Annotated in this window: 14 protein-coding genes; 4 read left to right on the top strand and 10 right to left on the bottom strand. The window is 59.3% G+C overall.

The annotated features are described in order from the left end of the window. Positions 1–48: 48 nt before the first annotated feature. The 10 genes from QMK52_RS04285 to urtA all read right to left on the bottom strand — a co-directional run bounded on the left by QMK52_RS04285 (position 49) and on the right by urtA (position 8,154). Positions 49–354 carry an urease subunit beta gene (locus QMK52_RS04285; RefSeq protein WP_005784320.1) on the bottom strand — a complete coding sequence of 102 codons (306 nt, stop codon included), beginning with the start codon at positions 352–354 and terminating at the stop codon, positions 49–51. After that, entirely contained in the window at positions 351–884 is a 534-nt protein-coding gene (locus QMK52_RS04280; protein ID WP_005784322.1) for a GNAT family N-acetyltransferase, read from the bottom strand. The genes QMK52_RS04285 and QMK52_RS04280 overlap by 4 nt, the downstream gene beginning before the upstream one ends. A 5-nt stretch (positions 885–889) precedes the next feature. Continuing rightward, complete coding sequence (locus QMK52_RS04275; protein WP_005784324.1) at positions 890–1,402, bottom strand: GNAT family N-acetyltransferase; 513 nt, start codon at positions 1,400–1,402, stop codon at positions 890–892. Positions 1,403–1,411: 9 nt separating this feature from the next. Further along, entirely contained in the window at positions 1,412–1,714 is a 303-nt protein-coding gene (gene ureA / locus QMK52_RS04270) for an urease subunit gamma (RefSeq protein WP_003171437.1), read from the bottom strand. Between the two features lie 26 nt (positions 1,715–1,740). After that, on the bottom strand, positions 1,741–2,580 hold the full coding sequence (locus QMK52_RS04265; RefSeq protein WP_005784327.1) for an urease accessory protein UreD: 840 nt from the start codon (positions 2,578–2,580) through the stop codon (positions 1,741–1,743). Between the two features lie 31 nt (positions 2,581–2,611). Continuing rightward, positions 2,612–3,310, bottom strand: coding sequence for an urea ABC transporter ATP-binding subunit UrtE (urtE, locus tag QMK52_RS04260; RefSeq protein WP_005784329.1), 699 nt, complete (start codon positions 3,308–3,310; stop codon positions 2,612–2,614). Positions 3,311–3,322: 12 nt separating this feature from the next. Further along, entirely contained in the window at positions 3,323–4,156 is an 834-nt protein-coding gene (urtD, locus tag QMK52_RS04255; RefSeq protein ID WP_087149500.1) for an urea ABC transporter ATP-binding protein UrtD, read from the bottom strand. Beyond that, positions 4,153–5,220 carry an urea ABC transporter permease subunit UrtC gene (gene urtC, locus QMK52_RS04250; protein WP_005784333.1) on the bottom strand — a complete coding sequence of 356 codons (1,068 nt, stop codon included), beginning with the start codon at positions 5,218–5,220 and terminating at the stop codon, positions 4,153–4,155. Before urtC ends, urtD begins: the two co-directional genes overlap by 4 nt. After that, positions 5,220–6,722 (bottom strand): urea ABC transporter permease subunit UrtB, encoded by a 1,503-nt coding sequence (gene urtB, locus QMK52_RS04245; RefSeq protein WP_122732361.1) that lies wholly within the window; start codon positions 6,720–6,722, stop codon positions 5,220–5,222. The genes urtC and urtB overlap by 1 nt, the downstream gene beginning before the upstream one ends. Before the next feature lie 166 nt (positions 6,723–6,888). Then, complete coding sequence (urtA, locus tag QMK52_RS04240) at positions 6,889–8,154, bottom strand: urea ABC transporter substrate-binding protein (protein WP_005784337.1); 1,266 nt, start codon at positions 8,152–8,154, stop codon at positions 6,889–6,891. Between the two features lie 282 nt (positions 8,155–8,436). Between urtA and QMK52_RS04235 the strand changes: the two genes are divergently transcribed. The 4 genes from QMK52_RS04235 to QMK52_RS04220 all read left to right on the top strand — a co-directional run bounded on the left by QMK52_RS04235 (position 8,437) and on the right by QMK52_RS04220 (position 20,669). Beyond that, positions 8,437–13,023: a DUF4329 domain-containing protein gene (locus tag QMK52_RS04235; protein ID WP_320403846.1), complete on the top strand. Its 4,587-nt coding sequence runs from the start codon at positions 8,437–8,439 to the stop codon at positions 13,021–13,023. Positions 13,024–13,460: 437 nt separating this feature from the next. Beyond that, positions 13,461–13,763, top strand: coding sequence for a hypothetical protein (locus QMK52_RS04230; RefSeq protein ID WP_320403845.1), 303 nt, complete (start codon positions 13,461–13,463; stop codon positions 13,761–13,763). A 76-nt stretch (positions 13,764–13,839) separates the two neighbouring features. Beyond that, a complete protein-coding gene (locus tag QMK52_RS04225) occupies positions 13,840–14,484 on the top strand; it encodes a hypothetical protein (protein ID WP_194439968.1) in 645 nt (214 codons plus the stop codon). A 281-nt stretch (positions 14,485–14,765) separates the two neighbouring features. Next, positions 14,766–20,669, top strand: coding sequence for a DUF4329 domain-containing protein (locus tag QMK52_RS04220; RefSeq protein ID WP_320403844.1), 5,904 nt, complete (start codon positions 14,766–14,768; stop codon positions 20,667–20,669). The last annotated feature ends 2 nt before the right edge of the window (positions 20,670–20,671 follow it).

Below are 20,671 nucleotides of genomic sequence, written 5' to 3'. Positions count from 1 at the left end.
TTGTGAACACTGTCAAAAGGTGGGAGCTGGCTTGCCTGCGATGAGGCCCTAGAGGTCGCCCATAATCCGACCGGCAAACCCGAACACCCGGCGCTCGCCGCTCAAATCGACTAACTCCACCTCCCGACGCTGCCCCGGCTCAAACCGCACCGCCGTACCTGCCGGAATATTCAGGCGCATACCGCGGCTCGCTGAACGGTCAAATTCCAGCGCGTCATTGGTCTCGAAAAAATGGTAATGCGAGCCCACCTGAATCGGCCGGTCGCCGCTATTGGCCACGCTCAAGGTGACGGTGCGGCGGCCGACATTCAGTTCGATCTCGCCAGGCTGGATCTGATATTCACCAGGAATCATGCCGGTTGCCCCAGGGTCTTGTAGTAGATGGCGGTCGGGCTGTAGCGCCCGTCCGGGCTTTGGCAGTAGTCGGGCAGCTCACCGATCTTGATGTAGCGCAGCGACTGATAGAAGGCTTCGGCGCCGGAGCCAGCCTCGGTGTCCAGATACAGCAGGCCGCGCTTGTGCTGGCGTGCGGCGAGCTCCAGGCTGTGCATCAATTGCTGGCCCAGGCCATGGCGGCGGGCGCTGCTGTGCACCAGCAACTTTTGCACTTCGGCGCGGTTGAGGCCATTGGCTTTTTGGCACAGCGCCAGTTGCACGCTGGCGATCACCTGCTCGTCGCGTACTACCACCCACAGCAGCAGGCTGGCGTCTTCGATACCGGCTTGCACGCCGGTCAGATACTCGCGGGCCTGGGCCTCATCGAAGTCGGCCATAAAGCCCACCGACGCGCCATGCTGCACCGCGTCCAGCAACAACTCGATCAAGCCCAGGCGGTAATGGGCAAAACTTTCAGCATTGACTCGACGCAGTTGTGCAGCGTTCATCGATCTCACTCCTTGGGCGGTTCGGCGCCCGGGTTCAAGGTCAGTTGCATAAAGGTCAGGTCCAGCCAGCGGCCGAACTTGATGCCCACTTGCGGCATGTGCCCGGTGGTGATGAAGCCCAGGCGTTCATGCAGGTGGATGGACGCCTGGTTGCCACTTTCGATGGCCGCAACCATCACGTGTTTGCCGCAACTGCGCGCGCGCTCGATCAGGGCCTGCATCAGGCGTGGACCGAGGCCTTTGCCGCGCTGGTCATTGCGCACGTACACCGAGTGTTCGACGCTATAGCGAAAGCCTTCGAAAGGTCGCCAGTCGCCGAATGAGGCGTAGCCGATGACTTCATCGTTTTCCACCGCGACCAGGATCGGGTACTGCTGCGCCTGGCGTGCGCTGAACCAGGTCTGGCGGTTTGCCAGGTCCACCGGCTGTTCGTTCCAGATCGCCGTGGTGTTCTGTACCGCGTCGTTGTAGATAGCGCGGATCGCCGGCAGGTCGTGTTCGGTTGCATCACGAATCATCGCGGTGCCTCATGCAATGGGCTGGTGTACGGTCACCAGTTTGGTGCCGTCGGGAAAGGTGGCCTCCACCTGGATGTCCGGGATCATTTCCGGGATGCCTTCCATCACTTGTTCGCGGCTGAGCAGGGTGGTGCCGTAGTGCATCAGGTCGGCCACGGTGCGGCCATCGCGGGCGCCTTCCATCAACGCGGCGGAAATATAGGCGATGGTTTCCGGATAGTTGAGCTTCACACCGCGCGCCAGGCGCCGCTCGGCGACGAGGCCTGCGGTGAAGATCAGCAGTTTGTCTTTTTCCCGTGGGGTCAGGTCCATGGTTCAAGGTCCTTTAAATGCATTCTTCATGTGCTCCAGATTCTCGGTGATACCGCTTCGCGGCCCAGTACGGCTGGGCGCAGCAATCGCCATAAATCAATCAACCACCCCCGCGCCAACAGCGCTTCCTCGGCCAGGCAACGCGCCACCAGCAGCCCGGGCAGTTGGGTCAAATCGCCGCGCACTGCGTGGGGCAGCGAGCGGCATTGTTCAAGCAGTTCAGGGTCGACCTCACCCGTCACCAGCAACGTGGCAAACACCGGCTGCCCGTCCAACCCGATGGGCGAATCCAGCAACCCATCGGCGCCCACAATGCGCTGGCGCTCATGCCAGAGCAACTGGCCGTCGCGGCGAATATCCAGGTGTGATTGAAAGTGGCCGAGGTCGAACCGCTCGCCACTGGCCGGGCGCCCCAGAGCGACCACATCCCAGTAGAACAACCGCGCATCGCCTTGCAGCTCAATACGCGTGGTCAGTTCGGCCTGGGCGGCGCTGAACACGATGGTTTCCTGAGGCAGCCATTCGAGCGTCGCGCCGGCCTCGACGGTCAACTCGACTTGCTGAAACGCCGGGCCGCTGGCGCGATACCACTTGGCTGCGCCGGGGCTGGTCAACTGCGCCCAGGCACCGGCGCTGACGTGGGCGCTGATATCCAGGCGATCGCCACCTGCAATTCCTCCGGGCGGGTGCACGATGATGTGCTGGCACACCTGGGGGCCTTCGGCGTACAGGTGCTTTTGCACGCGCAGCGGGCCCAGGTGGCGGCGCAATACCGGGCGCGTGGTGTCGCCGAAACGCGCGTAGCCGAGCTCCAGCGCGGCGTGCCAGCTGGGGGTGAACAGGGCAGGGGAAACGGGCAGGTTCATGGTTTTTGGCTTAATGTCGTGACGCCACAGATTAGATGGTTACGAGGCCGCGTACACCTTCGCTCTCCATATTTTCACCGCGGCCCTGCTGCACGATTTCACCGCGCGACATCACCAGGTAGTGGTCGGCCAGTTCGGCAGCGAAGTCGTAGAACTGCTCCACCAGCAGGATCGCCATGTCGCCGCGCTCGGCAAGCTTCTTGATCACCGCACCGATCTCCTTGATCACCGACGGCTGGATACCTTCGGTGGGCTCATCGAGGATCAGCAGGCGCGGGCGGCTGGCCAGGGCGCGGCCAATCGCCAACTGTTGCTGCTGGCCCCCGGACAAATCGCCGCCGCGTCGATGCTTCATCTGCAGCAACACCGGAAACAGCTCGTAGATGAACGCGGGCACTTCCCTGGCTTCGGAACCGGGGAAGCGCGACAGGCCCATCAGCAGATTTTCTTCCACCGTCAGCCGGCCAAAAATCTCCCGGCCCTGAGGCACGTAAGCGATCCCGGCATGGACACGCTGGTGCGGCTTGAAGCCGGTGATGGCCTTGCCTTCCCAATTCACCGCGCCCTCCTTGGCCGGCAGCAAGCCCATCAGGCACTTGAGCAGGGTGGTCTTGCCCACGCCGTTGCGGCCGAGCAGGCAGGTGACTTCGCCGATTTTCACCTCGAAGGACAGCCCGCGCAGGATGTGGCTACCGCCGTAGTACTGGTGCAGTTTGTCGACTTGCAGCATGTTCAGTTCTCCTTAGCGACCGAGGTAAACCTCGATCACCCGCTCATTTTCCTGCACCTGTTCCAGCGACCCTTCGGCCAATACGCTGCCCTGGTGCAACACGGTGACGTGATCAGCGATGGAGCCGACAAAGCCCATGTCGTGCTCCACCACCATCAACGAATGCTTGCCGGCCAGGCGCTTGAACAGTTCGGCGGTGAATTCGGTTTCGGCGTCGGTCATGCCGGCCACCGGTTCGTCGAGCAGCAACAGTTGCGGGTCTTGCATCAGCAACATGCCGATTTCCAGGAACTGCTTCTGGCCGTGGGACAGTAAACCCGCGGGTCGATGCACCGAGGCAGTCAGGCGGATGGTGTCGAGTACTTCATCGATGCGGTCTTTTTGCTCGCCACTCAGGCGCGCCCGCAGGCTGGCCCACACCGACTTGTCGGTCTTCTGCGCCAGCTCCAGGTTTTCGAACACGCTGAGGGCTTCGAACACCGTGGGTTTCTGGAACTTGCGGCCGATACCGGCCTGGGCGATTTGCACTTCGCTCATGCTGGTCAGATCCAGGGTTTCGCCGAACCAGGCCCTGCCGTGGCTGGGCCGGGTCTTGCCGGTGATCACATCCATCAATGTGGTCTTGCCTGCGCCGTTGGGGCCGATGATGCAGCGTAATTCGCCGACGCCGATATACAGGTTCAGGTCATTCAGCGCTTTGAAACCGTCGAAGCTGACGCTGATATCTTCCAGGGTCAGGATGGTGCCGTGGCGGGTATTGAGCCCTTTGCCTGCGGCCTGGCCGATACCGATCGCATCGCGGCCGCTGCCCGCATCGAAAATAGGTTCAAGCATGACGTTCCTCATTTCTTCAGCAGGCCGATAACGCCCTTGGGCAGGTACAGGGTGACGATGATGAACAGCGCCCCCAGGAAGAACAGCCAGTACTCTGGAAACGCCACCGTGAACCAGCTCTTCATGCCGTTGACCACCCCAGCGCCGAGCAATGGCCCGATCAGTGTGCCCCGCCCGCCCAAGGCGACCCATACGGCGGCCTCGATGGAGTTGGTCGGCGACATTTCGCTGGGGTTGATAATGCCCACCTGCGGTACATACAACGCCCCCGCCAACCCGCATAACACCGCGCTCAACACCCACACAAACAACTTGAAACCGCGCGGGTCGTAACCACAGAACATCAGGCGGTTCTCGGCATCGCGCAGGGCGGTCAGCACGCGGCCGAACTTGCTCTGCGCCAGGCGCCAGCCGATGTACAGGCTGGCCACCAGCAACAGCACCGTGGCCACAAACAACACCGCCCGTGTGCCAGGTTCTGTAATGCCAAAGCCCAGGATGCTGCGAAAATTGGTAAAGCCGTTATTGCCGCCAAAGCCGGTCTCGTTGCGAAAGAACAACAGCATTCCAGCAAAGGTCAGGGCCTGGGTCATGATCGAGAAATACACGCCTTTGATCCGCGAGCGGAAGGCGAAGAAGCCGAACACCAGCGCGAGCAATCCCGGGGCCAGCACCACCAGGCACAGCGCCCAGAGAAAGTTGTCGGTGCCCGCCCAGTACCAGGGCAATTCGGTCCAGGACAGAAAGGTCATGAACGCCGGCAACCCGTCGCCGGATGCCTGGCGCATCAGGTACATGCCCATGGCATAACCGCCCAGGGCGAAGAACAGACCGTGGCCCAGGGACAACATCCCCGCGTAACCCCACACCAGGTCCAGTGCCAACGCTACGATGGCATAGCAGAGGATCTTGCCCACCAGCGTCAGGGTGTAGGCCGACACATGCAGTGGATTGTCCGTCGCCAGCAGCGAACACAGTGGCAGCGCCAGCAGCAGGAACAGGATCACCGCGCCCACGGCGATCGTCACCTTGGGTCCGGCCTTTTGTGTGGCCGTAAGCATCAATGGCTGATTCATCAGTCGATCACCCGTCCTTTCAGTGCGAAGAGTCCTTGCGGGCGTTTCTGGATAAACAGAATGATCAGCGCGAGGATCAGGATCTTGCCGAGCACGGCACCGATTTGCGGTTCAAGAATCTTGTTGGCGATACCCAGGCCGAAGGCTGCCATTACGCTACCGGCCAACTGGCCGACGCCACCGAGTACCACCACCAGGAACGAGTCGATGATGTAGCTCTGGCCCAGGTCCGGGCCGACGTTGCCGACCTGGCTCAGGGCCACGCCACCAAGGCCTGCGATGCCGGAGCCCAGACCAAAGGCGAGCATGTCCACGCGCCCGGTGGGCACGCCGCAGCAGGCGGCCATGTTGCGGTTCTGGGTGACGGCGCGCACGTTGAGGCCCAGGCGTGTCTTGTTCAGCAACAACCAGGTGAGCACCACCACGAACAGCGCGAAGGCAATGATGACGATGCGGTTGTACGGCAGCACCAGGTTGGGCAGCACTTGAATACCGCCGGACAGCCATTGCGGGTTGGACACTTCGACGTTCTGCGCGCCGAACACCAGGCGCACCAGTTGGATCAGCATCAGGCTGATGCCCCAGGTGGCGAGCAGGGTTTCCAGTGGTCGGCCATAGAGGTGACGAATCACCGTGCGTTCCAGGGCCATGCCGATGGCGGCGGTGACGAAGAACGCCACCGGCAGTGCGATCAGCGGGTAGAACTCGATGGCCTGGGGCACATAGCGCTGCATCATCAGCTGCACCACATAGGTGGAGTAGGCGCCGAGCATCAGCATCTCGCCATGGGCCATGTTGATCACGCCGAGCAGGCCGAAGGTGATCGCCAGGCCTAGTGCTGCCAGCAATAGAATCGAGCCCAGCGACATGCCGCTGAACGCCTGCCCGAGGATCTCGCCGACCATCAGTTTGCGTTTGACCTGGGCCAGGCTGGTTTCGGCGGCGGTGTGCACGGCGGCATCGGTTTCCACGCCCGGCGCGAGCAGCGCTTCGAGGCGCGTGCGTGCCAGCGGGTCGCCGGTGCTGCCGAGCAGGCGCACGGCGGCCAGACGCACCGCAGGGTCGGTGTCTACCAGTTGCAGGTTGGCCAAGGCCAGGCTGAGGGCGCTGTGCACATCTTCGTCGGTTTCGGCGGCGACCTGCTGGTCGAGGAATTTCAACTGCGCAGGCACAGCGCTTTTTTGCAGGGTTCGAGCTGCCGCCAGGCGTACCTTGGGGTCGGCGGCGAGCAGTTGCTGGCTGGCTTGAACGTTGTCGATCAGGCCGCGCAGGCGGTTGTTCAGGCGTACGGTCCTGGTTTCGCCATTGAGCTTGAGCTGGCCTTGTTGCAGGGCATCCACCAGTTCGATGCGCGCCGGGTCAGGCTGGGCGGCCCAGTCCTGGAGCAGCTTGGCTTGTTGCATCGGGTTGGCGTTGATGAAGTCTTCGGCGTCGCTGGCGTGTGCGGCCAAAGGCAGCAACAACAGCACGGCGAGGATGAAGCGGTGGAGGGCAGTGGGCATACAAAAATGTCCTGATCATGCGGGGACAGTGTGGGCGCTGGTTGTCTGTGGGAGCTGGCTTGCCTGCGATGGCATCGCTGCGGTGTGTCAGGCACACCGAGTTGTTTGCATCGCAGGCAAGCCAGCTCCCACAGTGACCATGCCCTACATTAGAGTCGTGGGGACTTTAGTTGCTCTTCACGGCGTAATCCGGCTTCTTGTCATTGCCCGGGATGTAAGGGCTCCACGGCTGTGCCCGAATCGGCGCTTCGGTCTGCCACACCACCGAGAACTGCCCGTCGGCCTGGATCTCGCCGATCATCACCGGCTTGTGCAGGTGGTGGTTGGTCTTGTCCATGGTCAGGGTAAAGCCCGACGGTGCGGCGAAGGTCTGCCCGCCCAGGGCTTCGCGCACTTTGTCGACGTCGGTGGACTTGGCTTTCTCTGCCGCCTGGGCCCACATATGGATGCCCACATAGGTGGCTTCCATCGGGTCGTTGGTCACGGCTTTGTCTGCGCCCGGCAGGTTGTGCTTCTTGGCGTAGGCTTTCCAGTCGGCGACGAATTTCTGGTTGACCGGGTTCTCCACCGACTGGAAGTAATTCCACGCCGCCAGGTTGCCCACCAGTGGTTTGGTGTCGATGCCGCGCAGTTCTTCTTCGCCCACCGAGAACGCCACCACCGGTACTTCGGTGGCTTTCAAGCCCTGGTTGGCCAGCTCTTTGTAGAACGGTACGTTGGAGTCGCCATTGACGGTGGAGACCACCGCGGTCTTGCCGCCGGCGGAGAATTTCTTGATGTTGGCGACGATGGTCTGGTAATCGGCATGGCCGAACGGGGTGTAGACCTCTTCGATATCCTTATCCGCCACGCCTTTGGAATGCAGGAACGAGCGCAGGATCTTGTTGGTGGTGCGCGGGTAGACGTAGTCGGTGCCCAGCAGGAAAAAACGCTTGGCGCTGCCGCCTTCTTCGCTCATCAAATATTCCACTGCCGGGATCGCCTGCTGGTTCGGCGCTGCACCGGTATAGAACACGTTGGGCGACATCTCTTCGCCTTCGTACTGCACCGGATAGAACAGCAGGCCATTGAGTTCTTCGAACACCGGCAGTACGGATTTGCGCGATACCGAGGTCCAGCAGCCGAACACTACGGCGACCTTGTCCTGGGTCAGCAGCTGCCGGCCTTTTTCCGCGAACAGCGGCCAGTTGGAAGCCGGATCGACCACCACCGGTTCGAGCATCTTGCCGTTCACACCGCCTTTGGCGTTGATCTCGTCGATGGTCATCAGCGCCATGTCTTTAAGCGAGGTTTCGGAGATCGCCATGGTCCCGGACAACGAGTGCAGGATGCCGACCTTGATGGTCTCAGCGGCCTGTACGGTCCAGGTCAAACCCATGGCTGCAATGGATGCCGACAAAGTGAAAGCCTTGATCAAGCTGCGACGCTGCATGGTGCGATCTCCGTAAACCGATAGTTTTTTTATGGGGCAGATACTCAGCACTTTGCAAAGGCTGTGCCTACGGCGTGCAGTGTGAATATCAATGAGGGTTGCCCGGCCAAGGTGGCTATGCAGCGCACCAATTTGGCGCCGTATAGCTCGTCGAGTGCGCGCAGAGCCCTTAAAAAGGGCGCAGGCATAGATATGCAGCGCTAGCGTCACGCAGGAGCGTTCCAGGATGAGGCCACCAGGCGCGCCTTTTGTGCCTTGGACCTTCTTGCCAGCGAGTACCTTATGGACACAATTGCCGTCACCCCAAGCCATCCTGTTGAATTGCCTCCCCTGAGCCCACCTTTTATCAGTGCCGACGACGCCGCGTATTGGGCGCACCGCCGTATCCGCCATACCGTGGAATGGGAGTACGGCGGGGTGATACTGCAGGACAAAGAGGGGCTTTTCCGCGCGACCGAACCTCGCCACGGCGAGATGCCTCGGTTCTATTTTGAAACGGTGTTATCAGCAGATAAGTCTGGGCATCCCGTTGCACCCAAGGGGTTCAAAGTAGTTGCGATTTACCACTCACATCAGTTCGTACATGAGCAGATGCGCAGCACAGGCTTGTCGGACTCGCAGGTGCGATTCCTCCTCGGTTCGTTCACCTCTTCGGAAATGCTGTTTAACATCGCCATGGGTGAGTCGGTGCCGGTCCATTATCTGTCGGGGCCGGATGGGTCCTTGATCAAGTATGTCGCCAGCGGCAATGCCGTCGAGCAGGTCTTGCACGACCAGTTGGTGCAAGAATGGAATGGCCAGGCGCCTCGGCACTACAAGTTTGTGCATTCGTTTATCCTTGAATGCGCCGCCGCAGGTGAGCTGTGGGTGGTGGTGGCCACTGATGAGTGGGGCGGCGTACGGGGCAGGGTCCCCTCGACCTGGGCGCCTGGCACTGCCGTGACGTCAAAAGTTGAAGCATTACCGTTGTGTACTCGGGTGTATGCACTAGCCGAAAAGGCGGCCACGGTGGCCTTGGACGATAGGGCTGCAGCCGGGCCAGGGGTCAGCGGCTTTATTCTCAAGTGCACTCAAGGTTATGTCGCCACCTGGCCGGTGCAGGCAGCGCAACCGTGGTTTCTTCTGAAGGCGTTGTTTCCAGCCCAGGCCAGTGGCGGGGTCAGCTTGCCTGAGCATTGCTCTGTGCAGGGCGCTTACGCCACTGTGCCGGCCGTTCAGGAGGTTGCGCCCGCCGTGCCGCAACCGTGGCTGTACAAAGTGATGTTTTCGGCGTCGCAGTTGGCGGCGGGGATTGGTCAGCTTCGAGCCAATACCGGCGTGCGTAACGACGATTACCCGACGAGCCTGTATTTTCAAACCAGTGACCATGCTTTGTTGCGGTATACCCTTCGTGGTTCGCAGCAGGAGACGACGTTGTTTGTCGAGGATCCTCAGGGCGTATTCAAAGACGATGGCAGCGAAGAACACATGCGTACTGGCGTATTGTCGGCGCACGACTATGTGTTGCGGGTTGCCGGGATTGGAGCGCTTGAGGTCCTGCGTACCAGTAATGTCTGGGATGAAAAGGCGATCCTGACGTCAGGCTGGAAGCCCTACTCCAATAGGCAGCCGCCGCTGAGCCCCGCCTTTGTGACGGCTGATGATGCGGCCAGGTATGCCCATGGGCAACTGGATTACCGTCGTCTGTCCAACTGCGCTGCGCTGATTCTCCAGCGCGATGATCAACGTTTTGTCGTCACTGAACCTGTCAGCACAAACCAGCCGCGTTTTGCACTGGATGCGGTCTACCCGTTGGACGCCCAGGGCGAGCCGATCATGTTGACGGCAGGCTGCCGACTGTACGCCCTGTTCTGCGCCAGAATACAGTCTGATGCGGCTCAGAGCCTGCGTGACAACGAGGCTCGAGTCGCAGCGCAAATGTTCATGGACACCGATATTTATACGCTGCTCTCAAATCACAAGGTGGTTGCGCGCGCCTACCTTTCAGGTTCGGTAAACAGTTTGCTGGCCTATACATCGCAAGCGCTTGAGTCGTATACCGAACGCGAGTTGCTGGAGCGGGTAACGCCTTCGGCCGGTAGTAGCACCGTGGCGCGAGAGCTATCGCAAGGCATGCTTGTGCCCAGTGCCTTTGTGCGTGAGCAGGCTTACCTGGGACGGTTGCGCGTGGTACTTGCCAACCCACTCTGGGGCCCGGTAGGCGATTTGCCCGAAGACTGGGAGCCGGCGTTGGGCACTGACGCGTCGCGCCTGCCTGAAACACCCCTGTTGGGCCCGGTGTTTGCCTCGGCAACGGAGGCGGTGCGGGACGCGCATGAACGCACCCTGGATCGCTATGGGCGCAGCCCTGTTGGCCTGGGTGTGGTGCTGCGGCATCGAACCCTGGAGCAGTACGCGGTAACGCAGAGTGTGTCGGCCGAGTTACTCGACCAGTTGCTGTATACCTGCCGTTTTGGCGAGCCGCTGCAGCAGGTGGGGTTTGAAGTTGACAGCTTTTACGCATCCACCGTGCGTTTGCCGGAGGATGTGTCGGCCTCCGGGCGTTGGTTGGCTCGCCATTTCATCGCGCCTGACGATCTGCACGCAGCCCTTTACGATAACGTCGGTGTCCGACGGTTACCGCTGTCGCAGCGGCTGGTGGTGCATATCGCAACGCTGGAAGGGGCTATGTTGGCGTATGAAGCCGGCACCCGTGATGGGGTGTTTGGCACCGATACGAAGCTGGGCCTGTCGACCCTCAAGCGCGGGCTCGACAGCACTGAGATATCCACCACCGATTTTGTCTCGCGGGTGGCCGGCAGCGGGCAGCTACACGTGATCCTGGAGAGTGAATGCTGGAGCACGCCAGGCAAGGTGGATGCGCACTGGGTGCCGTTTTTACGGGTATTGCGTCGCCGTCTGAGCCCGGCCTTTTCCCGTGCCGACGATGCAGCACGTTATGCCTCGATGCGCCTGGGCGCGAGACGGGACAAGGTCTATGGCGGCTTGATCCTCAGATCAAGTGCAGGCCTGTTCGTCGCCACCGAGCCCTTGGTGGTACACGTCGAAAACTTCGATGTGCAGTGGGTTCGCTCAAACGAGTTGGTGGCTAAGGGGTTGTTCCTGGGAGGCAGTACCGTGGTGGCTTTTTATCATAGCTGCAGTGCATACGAGCCGCAGTTTCCGACCACCGATACGCAATGGAACGTATACCGCAATATGTTCTCCACTGCGTTTGTGACGCAGGTGCTCAGGGAGCGGGCCCGGGATGCAACATCCAGCCCCCGTATTGACTACTTGATGTGTAACGACGGTGCGCTGCTGCGTTATCGTTTCGATGGCGGCGCGAGGCAACTGGCGTTGGCGGCCGAACTCAACCTGGCCTCTGCTCAAGCGCAATGGCATCGGTACAACCCGATTGAAGAACAGATTCGTGACTGCACCCTGCAACCTGAAGAGTGGGTCAATCGGTTGGCTTATGCGGGGGAACTGGTTGTACTGCAAGGCAGTGAACTATGGGGGCCGTCGCGCACCGTGACTGTCCTCAGGGCATACTCCCAGGCGCTGGAAATGATCGCTGGTGTGCCGGCGCAAGCGGATGCAGGGTTGAGCCCGCTGTTCACCCAGCCATTGGATGTCGCACGCTATGTGCATCGCCTGAGTCCGGAACGCGATCACTTGGCGTTCGGTTTTATTCTCAAATCCCCGAATCAGGCGCATTTTGTGGGGACGCTGCCGTTGCCCCTGCACGATGCCGAAGGCTTTAAGCTCAACCATGTATTTGTTGAGGGGAAGTTGCCTCAAGGGTTCACCGTCTATGGTGTCTACCTGCGTGCCCGCGTGCTGCCACAGGCCGGAGATTCAAGCCCGTCCGCTCATTTTTTCTGGCCACTGGACTTGTTAAAAGGATTGGCGGCGGCTGAGTACGGCCGTGTGCCTCTTTATCTTTCATGTGCCGATGGCGCGCTGCTGATGCTTGACACCACCCGGCCGGCTGCCGAGCTGGCCACCGTGGAGGCAGCATCCCGTTACGGCGGTGAACTGCACAGCGGAGCCGTGCCGCTGCTGCACTACATTCGCAAGGTCGCCGCAGGCAACAAGCTAAGGGTATTGCTGGGCAGCCCATTCTGGTTCGAAACCACCTGGGTCACCGCGCAATGGGTGCCGTACAAGGCGACGCCTGTGTCTCCCTACCATGACTTTCGTTTAGCCTTGAGCCCGGTTTTCCTGCATTCGGACGATGCCGCGCGTTATACGCAACATCTGGTCGGCCCCTACAAAGGGAACGATTACCTGGGGGCGATTCTTGAAGATGTGCTAAGGCGTGCCTATGTAGCCGTCGAGCCTTTGGTAGACAACGACGCCAACGCCGTTCCCAGTGCCGAGGAGCGCCTTTTCTGGAAGCCCAGCAGAATCTCGACCAGCGACCACAATGTGCCGCTTCCCGAGTACCCGGACGGGCACCGTATTGTCATGACCCATCAGTTTTACAAATCCGACTTTGCCCAGAGCAAGAACGACCCTTCCAAGTCACTGGGGGTCAACTTCATTTCCTGGATTTATATCTGGCGATACACCCGCGGCCTGAGAGGGTATTTCGACGTTCAGAATTACTACCTGTCGACACGCGACGGCGGGTTGCTACGGTACACCCCGGATTTCAGCGTCGACTCGCGGGAGGAGACGATGGTCCATCAGTTCGAACACATAGGTGCGTATGAGGCCCGCGAGATGCTGGAACTGATGACGCCTTACAGAACGTTGAACGTGGTGCGTGCTGGCAGTTTCTGGACACGAAAAGGCTTGATTGAGGGCGCTCCCCGTGCCACGGCTCTCCCGGAGCAGACGAAGCAAGACGATGGTTTTCATCGAGAGAAGGATGAGTTTTAACCACGCGGTTCGGGGCTCGTGTCGGGCTGCCTCCGGCTGAGCCGCGAGCCTAAGGCTGTTTATCGGCGGTGCTGGCTTCTGTCAATGCGATAACTATGTTGTGCCTGCTGGACCTTGTGAGGGTTGAAGATTTCCAGCTTCTTTCAATCGTTTTCAGGGAGTTTCACAATGATGGATGACGCACATCCCTTGGGGTCACCTGCACCGCCGCTTCCACCCCTCAGCCCCGCATTTGTCAGTGCCGATGATGCCGCGTATCGGGCGCATGAGCGAATAGGCGAGCGACGTGACAGAGAATATGGAGGGGCGATTCTCAAGCGCGGCAACCGTTATTTCGCGACCACCCCGATCCCGGGTGCATCTGCATCTTTTGTTCCGGCCGATGTCTGCGCCGTGGGGATGACGGCAAGCTCATCCTCCCGGCAGGTTACTCCTGCATGGCGTTCTACCACTCCCATCATTATGGAAATAACAAGTTCGACGTCGGAACCTGGACAACTGATCAGCGCACGATCATTCGCGGGATTTTTTCGCGTACTGACATGGAGTACATCATCCGGCTGCGTAGCGTGGCAGCGGCGCATTACTTGTCCGGGCCTGAAGGTTCCCTCCTCAAGTACGTGACCAGCCGTTCACCCAAGGAGCTGGAACTTCTAAACTTCATTGTAGAAAACACAGGCCAGTATATTGATGTATTCGAAGAGTACATTCCGATGTTGGCCGAAGCCGGCGAGTTGTGAGGATGTACACACGGCCCTGGCCAGCGGGTTGTTGAACCCCAGGGATTTCGTCGTCAAAGTTGCAACGCTATGTTGGTTGAGTGTGATCGAGCCCAATGAGTGCTGGGACGAGCAGGGCAAGCTGGGCGTGGACTGGATACCCTATGCCGATTTCATTCGTCGGGCCTTGAGCCCGGCATTCGTCAATACCGATGATGCTGTGCGTTATGCCCAGACTCGGTTGGGTACCTCAGGGCGCTCTATTTATGGCGGGCTGCTGCTGCGGCGGGTGGACGGTTTGTTCGTCGCCACCGAGCCCTTGCCGGTGCCGACCGAGAACTTTGATCCGAAATGGATTTTTCCGGATGAAGACGTCCCTCTGGAACAGCTTGCCCCTGGCATGACGATTGTTGCGCGTTACCGTTCGCGTCGGGATACGCAGCCGGGGTTTCTGCTGGAAGGCAGCGAACTGCAACTGCGTGATGGCCAGAAAACACCCAGCGCATTTGTGTGGCAACTCCTCAGCGTCGCATCGATGTCGGTGATTCAGAACAGCGCGCAATGGGGAAACGCGCAGACATTGCGGCGCGGTTGGCTGCCCGGCAATAGCTTTACTGCGCCGCAAAGCGTCGCGTATGCAGCGGCTGACAGGGCCATGGGGCCGGTGTTCGATCACGCGGATGATGCCGCACGTCATGCGCACGTCATGCGCACGAGCAGGCGGGCGAGCGTAGCGAGCTGATGTTGATGTTCGGCTTCCTTCTCAAATCGGCGAAAGGCCAGTGGGCAGCAAGTATGCCGGTCAATGCCGAAGGCCTGCTGTTCCCGCTCAGTCGGGTATTTTTGCGTGGGCAGGTGCCTGTTGGCTTTACTGTCGCGGGACTGTACCTCTGTGCGCCGGCTATCGACACGGCTAACTATCTACATCGTCGGCGGCAGGCCTGCTGTCCAGAATGACGTCAGGTCCGGCTTCTCGATAGGCGTTGAGAACGCTGGCGGATTTGATCATTCAAGGACGTTACCATGACCCTCGACCTATCGCGTGAGAAGCGCGCTGCCCTTCCAGAGCTTGTATTAAAACTGGGTACTCTAAGCCCGGCATTTGTCAGTGCCGATGATACAGCGCGATATGTTCACGAACAGATCGGCAGTCGGCGTACTGTCGAGTATGGGAGTGTCATTCTCCAGCGTTTGGCAGACCAGCGCTTTGTCGCCAGTGAGCCGATTGCAGACAGGGATACCGTATTCAATTGGACGAAATTGCTGGAGCGCGACAGCTCCACCAAAGACTTCTTGCACCCGCCGGGCTACAAAATTGTCGGGTGTCTGCATTCTCATCCCGACCGTATTGCGACGACGCAAAAGCAAAACCCGAAATGGACGTCACAACAGGTCGAAACCTTCGTAAGTTTCTTCTCAGTCGAGGACATGATTTTCCTGCATCAGGAACGCGGCGTGTTTGGTGTCGCCTATTTGTCCGGCCCCAATGGCACATTGCTCAAGTACGAGCACAGTGGTTCCGTCGCCGAGAGTGGTTTTGTGCAATGGCTCGCTACCAATGGCCCCTGGGAATCACCTCATGCGTATGACGGCACCATTGAGGGTCTCTACAAAAAATATGCGTCGGTCGGCCGACTGACCTTTCTTGCTACCAGCTCGGCGTGGGGTGGTTCGTTGGGCGCGGTTCCAGATGATTGGGTGCCTTATGTTCCTTTTGCTTGCGGCCCCGAACAGATCGTTTGTGGGTATCTGCTGGAGACAGAGGAGGCCGCCTGGTCCTATGCTCAAAATCGACTCGATCGCAAACCCACCAGCCAAGGGTTGGTGTTTATTCTGAAAAGTACCCAGGGCAATGAATACCTTGCCTCGATACCTCGGGTTATACCCGCGAACGGACTGCCTCCCGATTATTGGTTCCCGGGCTTGCCGTCAGGCCCTATATTGCCGGCCGGGTTTCATCTGCACGGGTTCTATTTTAATGGAAGGCCCGCCACGCAAGGAGTCCCCACAATACAGAGCTGGCTTTACCAGAATTTTTTCCATCCAGCAGAGTTGTCCCGCTATATCGCCAAGGTTCGTCAATATGGCCTTGAACGGGAGGCGGAATCGGTATTGGGTCTAGTGTTGTATATGCGTACACCCGATGGCGCACTGCTGCAGTACGAATTCTCCGGTTCGCCTGCCGAAACGTTGCTCATGGAACAGGACAAACAGGGGGCAGGTGCCAATGAAAGCCTGCAGGCCCAATTGCTCGCCGGTACGCTAAGCCCGCGACAATACGTTACCCGTGTTGCGGCAGCAGGGTCGTTGTCGGTCGTACAGATCAGCCATATTTGGGATACGGTTGGGGAAGTGGGGCTACAGTGGCGGCCCTTGGCCAAGATGCCAAAGCCGGTGATGAGCCCGGCTTTCATCACGGCCGACGACGCTGCCCGTTGGGCACATGAGGCTATCGGTACGCAGCGCGACCTCGAGTATGGCGGTGTCATTCTCAAACGCGGTTATCGCTACTATGCCACCCACCCTATAGCGGGAAAACGCGTTCAATTCGACCACTGGCGCATGTTGGCAACGGACGATCAGGGCAAGTTCATCGCCCCTGATGATTACGTCGCCGAGGCGTTTTATCACTCCCATCCCGCTGATGCCGAAAACATCAAGGCCCAAATTCCCCACTTCACGGCTGATCAGGTGCAAGTGTTCAACAACTTTTATTCCACTGCTGATCAGCTCTTCAGTTTTGAAAAAAGAACGTTTGCCAAGGTCCACTACTTGTCTGGGCCGGATGATGTACTGCTCAAGTACGTCAGCAGTGGGTCGGAAATTGAAAAAAAATTGGATCTGCAACTGCGTGGTGGCCCCGGTAGGACCAGCAGTGATTTCGAGCATCCCATCAGGATGCTGGCCGAGGCCGGCGAGCTGTGGGTGGTCATTGCTAACCCGGTTTGGGGTGGCGTTCGTGGGCGTATCTCCAAAGGCTGGCGCATCAGGACCCCCGCGACAGCGCAGCAGCAGCAACCCTTTTTCACCGAAGCCTTCTCGCGACCTGAGCATGCCGTGATGCGTGCACTTGTACTCGCCGGCCCCGACGATAGTGGCGCAAAATCTGGATTTGTACTCAAACATACGCGTGAAGATATCTACGCAGCGACGCTGGCGGTACCCAAGAGTGAACCGCTGTTTTCGCCTATTGGTATATTCCCCAAACGCCGTGATGGCGGGTTGCGACTGCCTTCTCAATACCGGCTGGAGGCTATCTACTTCAACAGTTGGTACGAGACCAACGACATCTCGGCCCGGGAAACCTGGTTGGCCAGCGCCTTTTTTACGCCGTCGCAGGTGGTGGCCGCTACCCGCCAGGCCCGGGCGACGCTGGCCATCCAGAACCCGGCCCGTGGCTTGAGCCTGTACATGCACGCCTCTGATTCAGCGTTGCTGGCATTCAGAGTGCCCGAGGCCACGGCCACCTCCGAGCTGGTGCAGGAATCCAGCACCGGTGGGCTACACGATAACGGTGCGCAAGCCGGCTTGCTCGATGGCACGCTTAGCCCGCGCACTTATGTACGTCGGGTTATTAGCGCAACCGATCTGTCGGTGGTACAGGCGGGTGGCCTGTGGCGCCACGTGGGTCCAGTGGATGACCGCCTGCTGGTGCCGTTCTATACGGCGACATTTAGCCGTTCGTTTCTCTCGGCGCGCGACGCGGCGGTGTACGCCCATGAGCAAATCGGCAATCGACGGGATCGTTACTATGGCGGTTACGTGCTCAAAGGCGAAGACGGTCGCTTTGTGATTACCGAGCCTATAGAAAGCAACGACAATCCATTCTTGTACACGCTGTTTTTCCCTGCCAGTCACCGAGGCCCGTTGATCCCACCGGAACCCTATGTGTTGCACGGGCGTTACGGCTCTCACCTCGAACTGTCCATGGCCGACCCGGTACCGATCGTGCGTCGCGGCTGGACACGGGACGAGGCGCTGATCAATCAGCAGGTATTTTCCTGCACTGAAATGTACTCGATTATTCCGGCCGGGCGAGTGGCCTATCTCTCGGCGGCACCGAATTGTTTGTTGGAATACACCCCAAACAAGTCTTCGGCAGAAACGACGCTGCTGGCCAATGTCAGCCCCCAGGCCGGGGACAACAGCCTGCAGCGACGCCTCGATAGCGGGCAGGTCAAACTTGCCGAATGGGTACAGCGACTCGCCGAGGCGGGTGATTTCAGCGTCATCCAGGGCAACCCATTGTGGGGGCCGCGCTCGGTGATCTACGCTAACTGGACGGCCAATTATGTCTATGCCCCAAGGTCCGGCCCACTTGATTATGTCACCCACGGTGCCGTGTTCACCCGTGCCGACGACGCGGCCCGCGACCTTCATGGACGGGTGCATGGGCGTAATTTTCCAGAGGAGGCGTGCTATGCATTTATCCTCAAACACAAGGACAAGGAAGAGTACGTTGCGAGCGAGGTGGTGGGTGCCGCCCGGGACGGTGACCTGTTCAATCGCTTCAACTTTTATAAATTGATAAGCCTGAACGAGTACCAGCTTCCCGATGGCTTTGTACAGCATGGGCTGTTTCGCTCGCAACAATGGGCGCGCGCAGGGCTGAATGCTTCGATCGAGTGGTTAACCCGGTTTTTTGTCACGCCTCAAACGTTATATGCCTCACTTTATGAAGCCAATCGAGGTAGCGCGAAAAGCCTGCCGATTTATTTTTCAACCCTTGATGGTGCGCTGTTGCGTTATGAGCCCGTACCGCTCGACGTAACCGTTGGCGGTGCGGCAGCTATGCTGTTGGATCAGTCTGAGTTGCAATTGAACTCCGGCCAGTTGCAACCCCGTGACTTCATCAGGGCGTGGGCGCCGAACGCCTTCTATGTGGTACGGACCAGCCAGTGCTGGGATGAAAAAGGCGTGGTGGCTAAAACCTGGGCCGGTTACCAGAACTTGACGCCGCGCAGTTTGAGTCCCGCCTTCGCCAACCCTGATGATGCGGCCTGCTACGCAGCGTCTCAAATCAGCCACGGGAGCGGCCGCGCTTATGGCGGGGTGATTCTCAGGCTGGCCGGTGGTCTGTTTGCCTCGACAGCGCCTTTGGCGATACCGCCCCAAGGTTTTGCGCTTAATTGGATTTTTCCGGATCAGTCGGTTGCTGTGGGACTTTATCCGGGGAACAGCACGATTGTGGGGCGATATCGGTCGTTGAAGGATCAGGAGGTGCCGCTGTTGCTGTCCACCACCCAGAAAGCCATCTACCAAAGCATGATACCGAGCGCGGTACTGTCGAGACTGTTGCATCGTGAGGTCCATATCAAGCGTGAATATGTGTTCGGGTTCAATGGATCAATCCTGAGTTACCAACTGTCGGGCTCTGCCGAGGAGTTGCTACTCAAGAAGCGTCTGGCAGCGCTGGATCAGGTCAAGGGTGATTACGGTGACAACAGCGTCGAGCAGCAAATCCGCAGTGGGGCGCTCACGCCGCTGGAATTTGTTACGGTGGTGGCGAAGGCCGGTGAGTTGAGTGTGGTCAAAGGTGACCGGGTATGGGGGCAGCCCAGGCGGATAAGAGGCGAATTTGCGGCGTTTAACACGCCGCCCAATCCTGGGGATATTCGCCAGGTATTGTTCGACTCGCCCTGTGGCCCGATCTTTACCCGGGCGCTCGATGCTGTCCGCTACGCCCAGCGCATGGCGAAGCCGCAAGCCGCTGTATCGTTCGGTTATGTATTCAAGGCGGTGAAAAAATCGCTGTACATGACGACCCTGCCGCTTGTTAGAGAGGAATTTGACGATTTCAGGCGGGTTTTTATCAACGGCCAGTTGCCCCAAGGTTATGTGCTCGACGGCATGTATCTGTGTGCTTCGAATGTGGCGATTGCCCCGGCCAGTGATGAAATGTCGCAGAGCTTTTTCGCGCCCCAATACATCGGTAAGGCGCTGAGCTTCCTCTTCTACGCACGCAACGGCAAGGCTCTGGCGCTGTATCTGCTGTGTGCTGATGGTGCGCTACTCAAATACCTGGTGCAAAGGACGGCGTCACTGTACGACTGGACGAGCACCGCGGCCGTTGAACGCACGCAATTGCTCAAAGGTACCCTCACAGTGCGCGACTATGTGCGCCGCCTGGCTGCCAGGGGGAAATTGGATGTCCGTGTGACCAGTGACGTCTGGGGCAGGAAAGAGCGGGTGACGGCGCAATGGGTGCCGAAAAGAGCGCCCCATGCGTTTGCAGACGACCCGCATTTTCATTCGTTCTGTGGGCCGTTGTTTCTTTATCCCGATGATGCGGCGCGTTATGCCCAAGGCCTGGTAGCGCCTTTCCTGGGTAAGCAGTATCTGGGGGCGGTACTGATGCCAGATCAAATCCAAGGCTATGTTGCGATTGATCCGGTGGAGGATCAGGGCACCGCAGGGGCAAGTACGCGAGAACTGTTGTTCTGGATTGATCATGCCGGGTTCGATGTACCCGCCAACAATGCACTGAGCACCTACAAGATCGCTGCCGTGCAGGCGTTCTACAAAGCGATGCCTTCGACATCCAGCCGTGGGTCTAAGGGTCAACGACTGTTGAACAACTTCCTTTCCAAGGATGACCTGCGCGACTATCTCTCGGTGATCAAGAGCAATGCGCCCGATGCCAAGAGTTGCTACTTTTCCAGTCAGGGCGGCGCCCTGCTTAAGTACGTACCGACGTTCACATCGGCTGAAACCATCTTGCTCGGCCCAGGTGATGCACCAGACCCCTGTTCGCTGATCCTTCGATTGCGGTCTCAGGGCAGCCTGTCGGTGTTGGTTGTCGACGCTTTCTGGACACGCTTGGGCGTAGTGGGTAACGAGTGGAACTGCACGCCAGAGCCGTCCGATTCGCCAATCAGCGAGTTCTGGTATGAACGGAACAATAAACGGGACAGGATTGAACTCTGACT

It is taken from the genome of Pseudomonas sp. P9_2 (assembly GCF_034008255.1).
Lineage (GTDB): Bacteria > Pseudomonadota > Gammaproteobacteria > Pseudomonadales > Pseudomonadaceae > Aquipseudomonas > Aquipseudomonas synxantha_A.
The sequence above is the reverse complement of the archived record's forward strand: the minus strand, read 5'-3'. Positions and strand labels throughout refer to the sequence as shown.

What these genes read in the sequence shown, in the direction of transcription:
- QMK52_RS04285 (WP_005784320.1), bottom strand. Translation starts at nt 354, where the DNA reads ATGATTCCTGGTGAATATCAGATCCAGCCTGGCGAGATCGAACTGAAT.
- QMK52_RS04280 (WP_005784322.1), bottom strand. Translation starts at nt 884, where the DNA reads ATGAACGCTGCACAACTGCGTCGAGTCAATGCTGAAAGTTTTGCCCAT.
- QMK52_RS04275 (WP_005784324.1), bottom strand. Translation starts at nt 1,402, where the DNA reads ATGATTCGTGATGCAACCGAACACGACCTGCCGGCGATCCGCGCTATC.
- ureA (WP_003171437.1), bottom strand. Translation starts at nt 1,714, where the DNA reads ATGGACCTGACCCCACGGGAAAAAGACAAACTGCTGATCTTCACCGCA.
- QMK52_RS04265 (WP_005784327.1), bottom strand. Translation starts at nt 2,580, where the DNA reads ATGAACCTGCCCGTTTCCCCTGCCCTGTTCACCCCCAGCTGGCACGCC.
- urtE (WP_005784329.1), bottom strand. Translation starts at nt 3,310, where the DNA reads ATGCTGCAAGTCGACAAACTGCACCAGTACTACGGCGGTAGCCACATC.
- urtD (WP_087149500.1), bottom strand. Translation starts at nt 4,156, where the DNA reads ATGAGGAACGTCATGCTTGAACCTATTTTCGATGCGGGCAGCGGCCGC.
- urtC (WP_005784333.1), bottom strand. Translation starts at nt 5,220, where the DNA reads ATGAATCAGCCATTGATGCTTACGGCCACACAAAAGGCCGGACCCAAG.
- urtB (WP_122732361.1), bottom strand. Translation starts at nt 6,722, where the DNA reads ATGCCCACTGCCCTCCACCGCTTCATCCTCGCCGTGCTGTTGTTGCTG.
- urtA (WP_005784337.1), bottom strand. Translation starts at nt 8,154, where the DNA reads ATGCAGCGTCGCAGCTTGATCAAGGCTTTCACTTTGTCGGCATCCATT.
- QMK52_RS04235 (WP_320403846.1), top strand. Translation starts at nt 8,437, where the DNA reads ATGGACACAATTGCCGTCACCCCAAGCCATCCTGTTGAATTGCCTCCC.
- QMK52_RS04230 (WP_320403845.1), top strand. Translation starts at nt 13,461, where the DNA reads ATGGCGTTCTACCACTCCCATCATTATGGAAATAACAAGTTCGACGTC.
- QMK52_RS04220 (WP_320403844.1), top strand. Translation starts at nt 14,766, where the DNA reads ATGACCCTCGACCTATCGCGTGAGAAGCGCGCTGCCCTTCCAGAGCTT.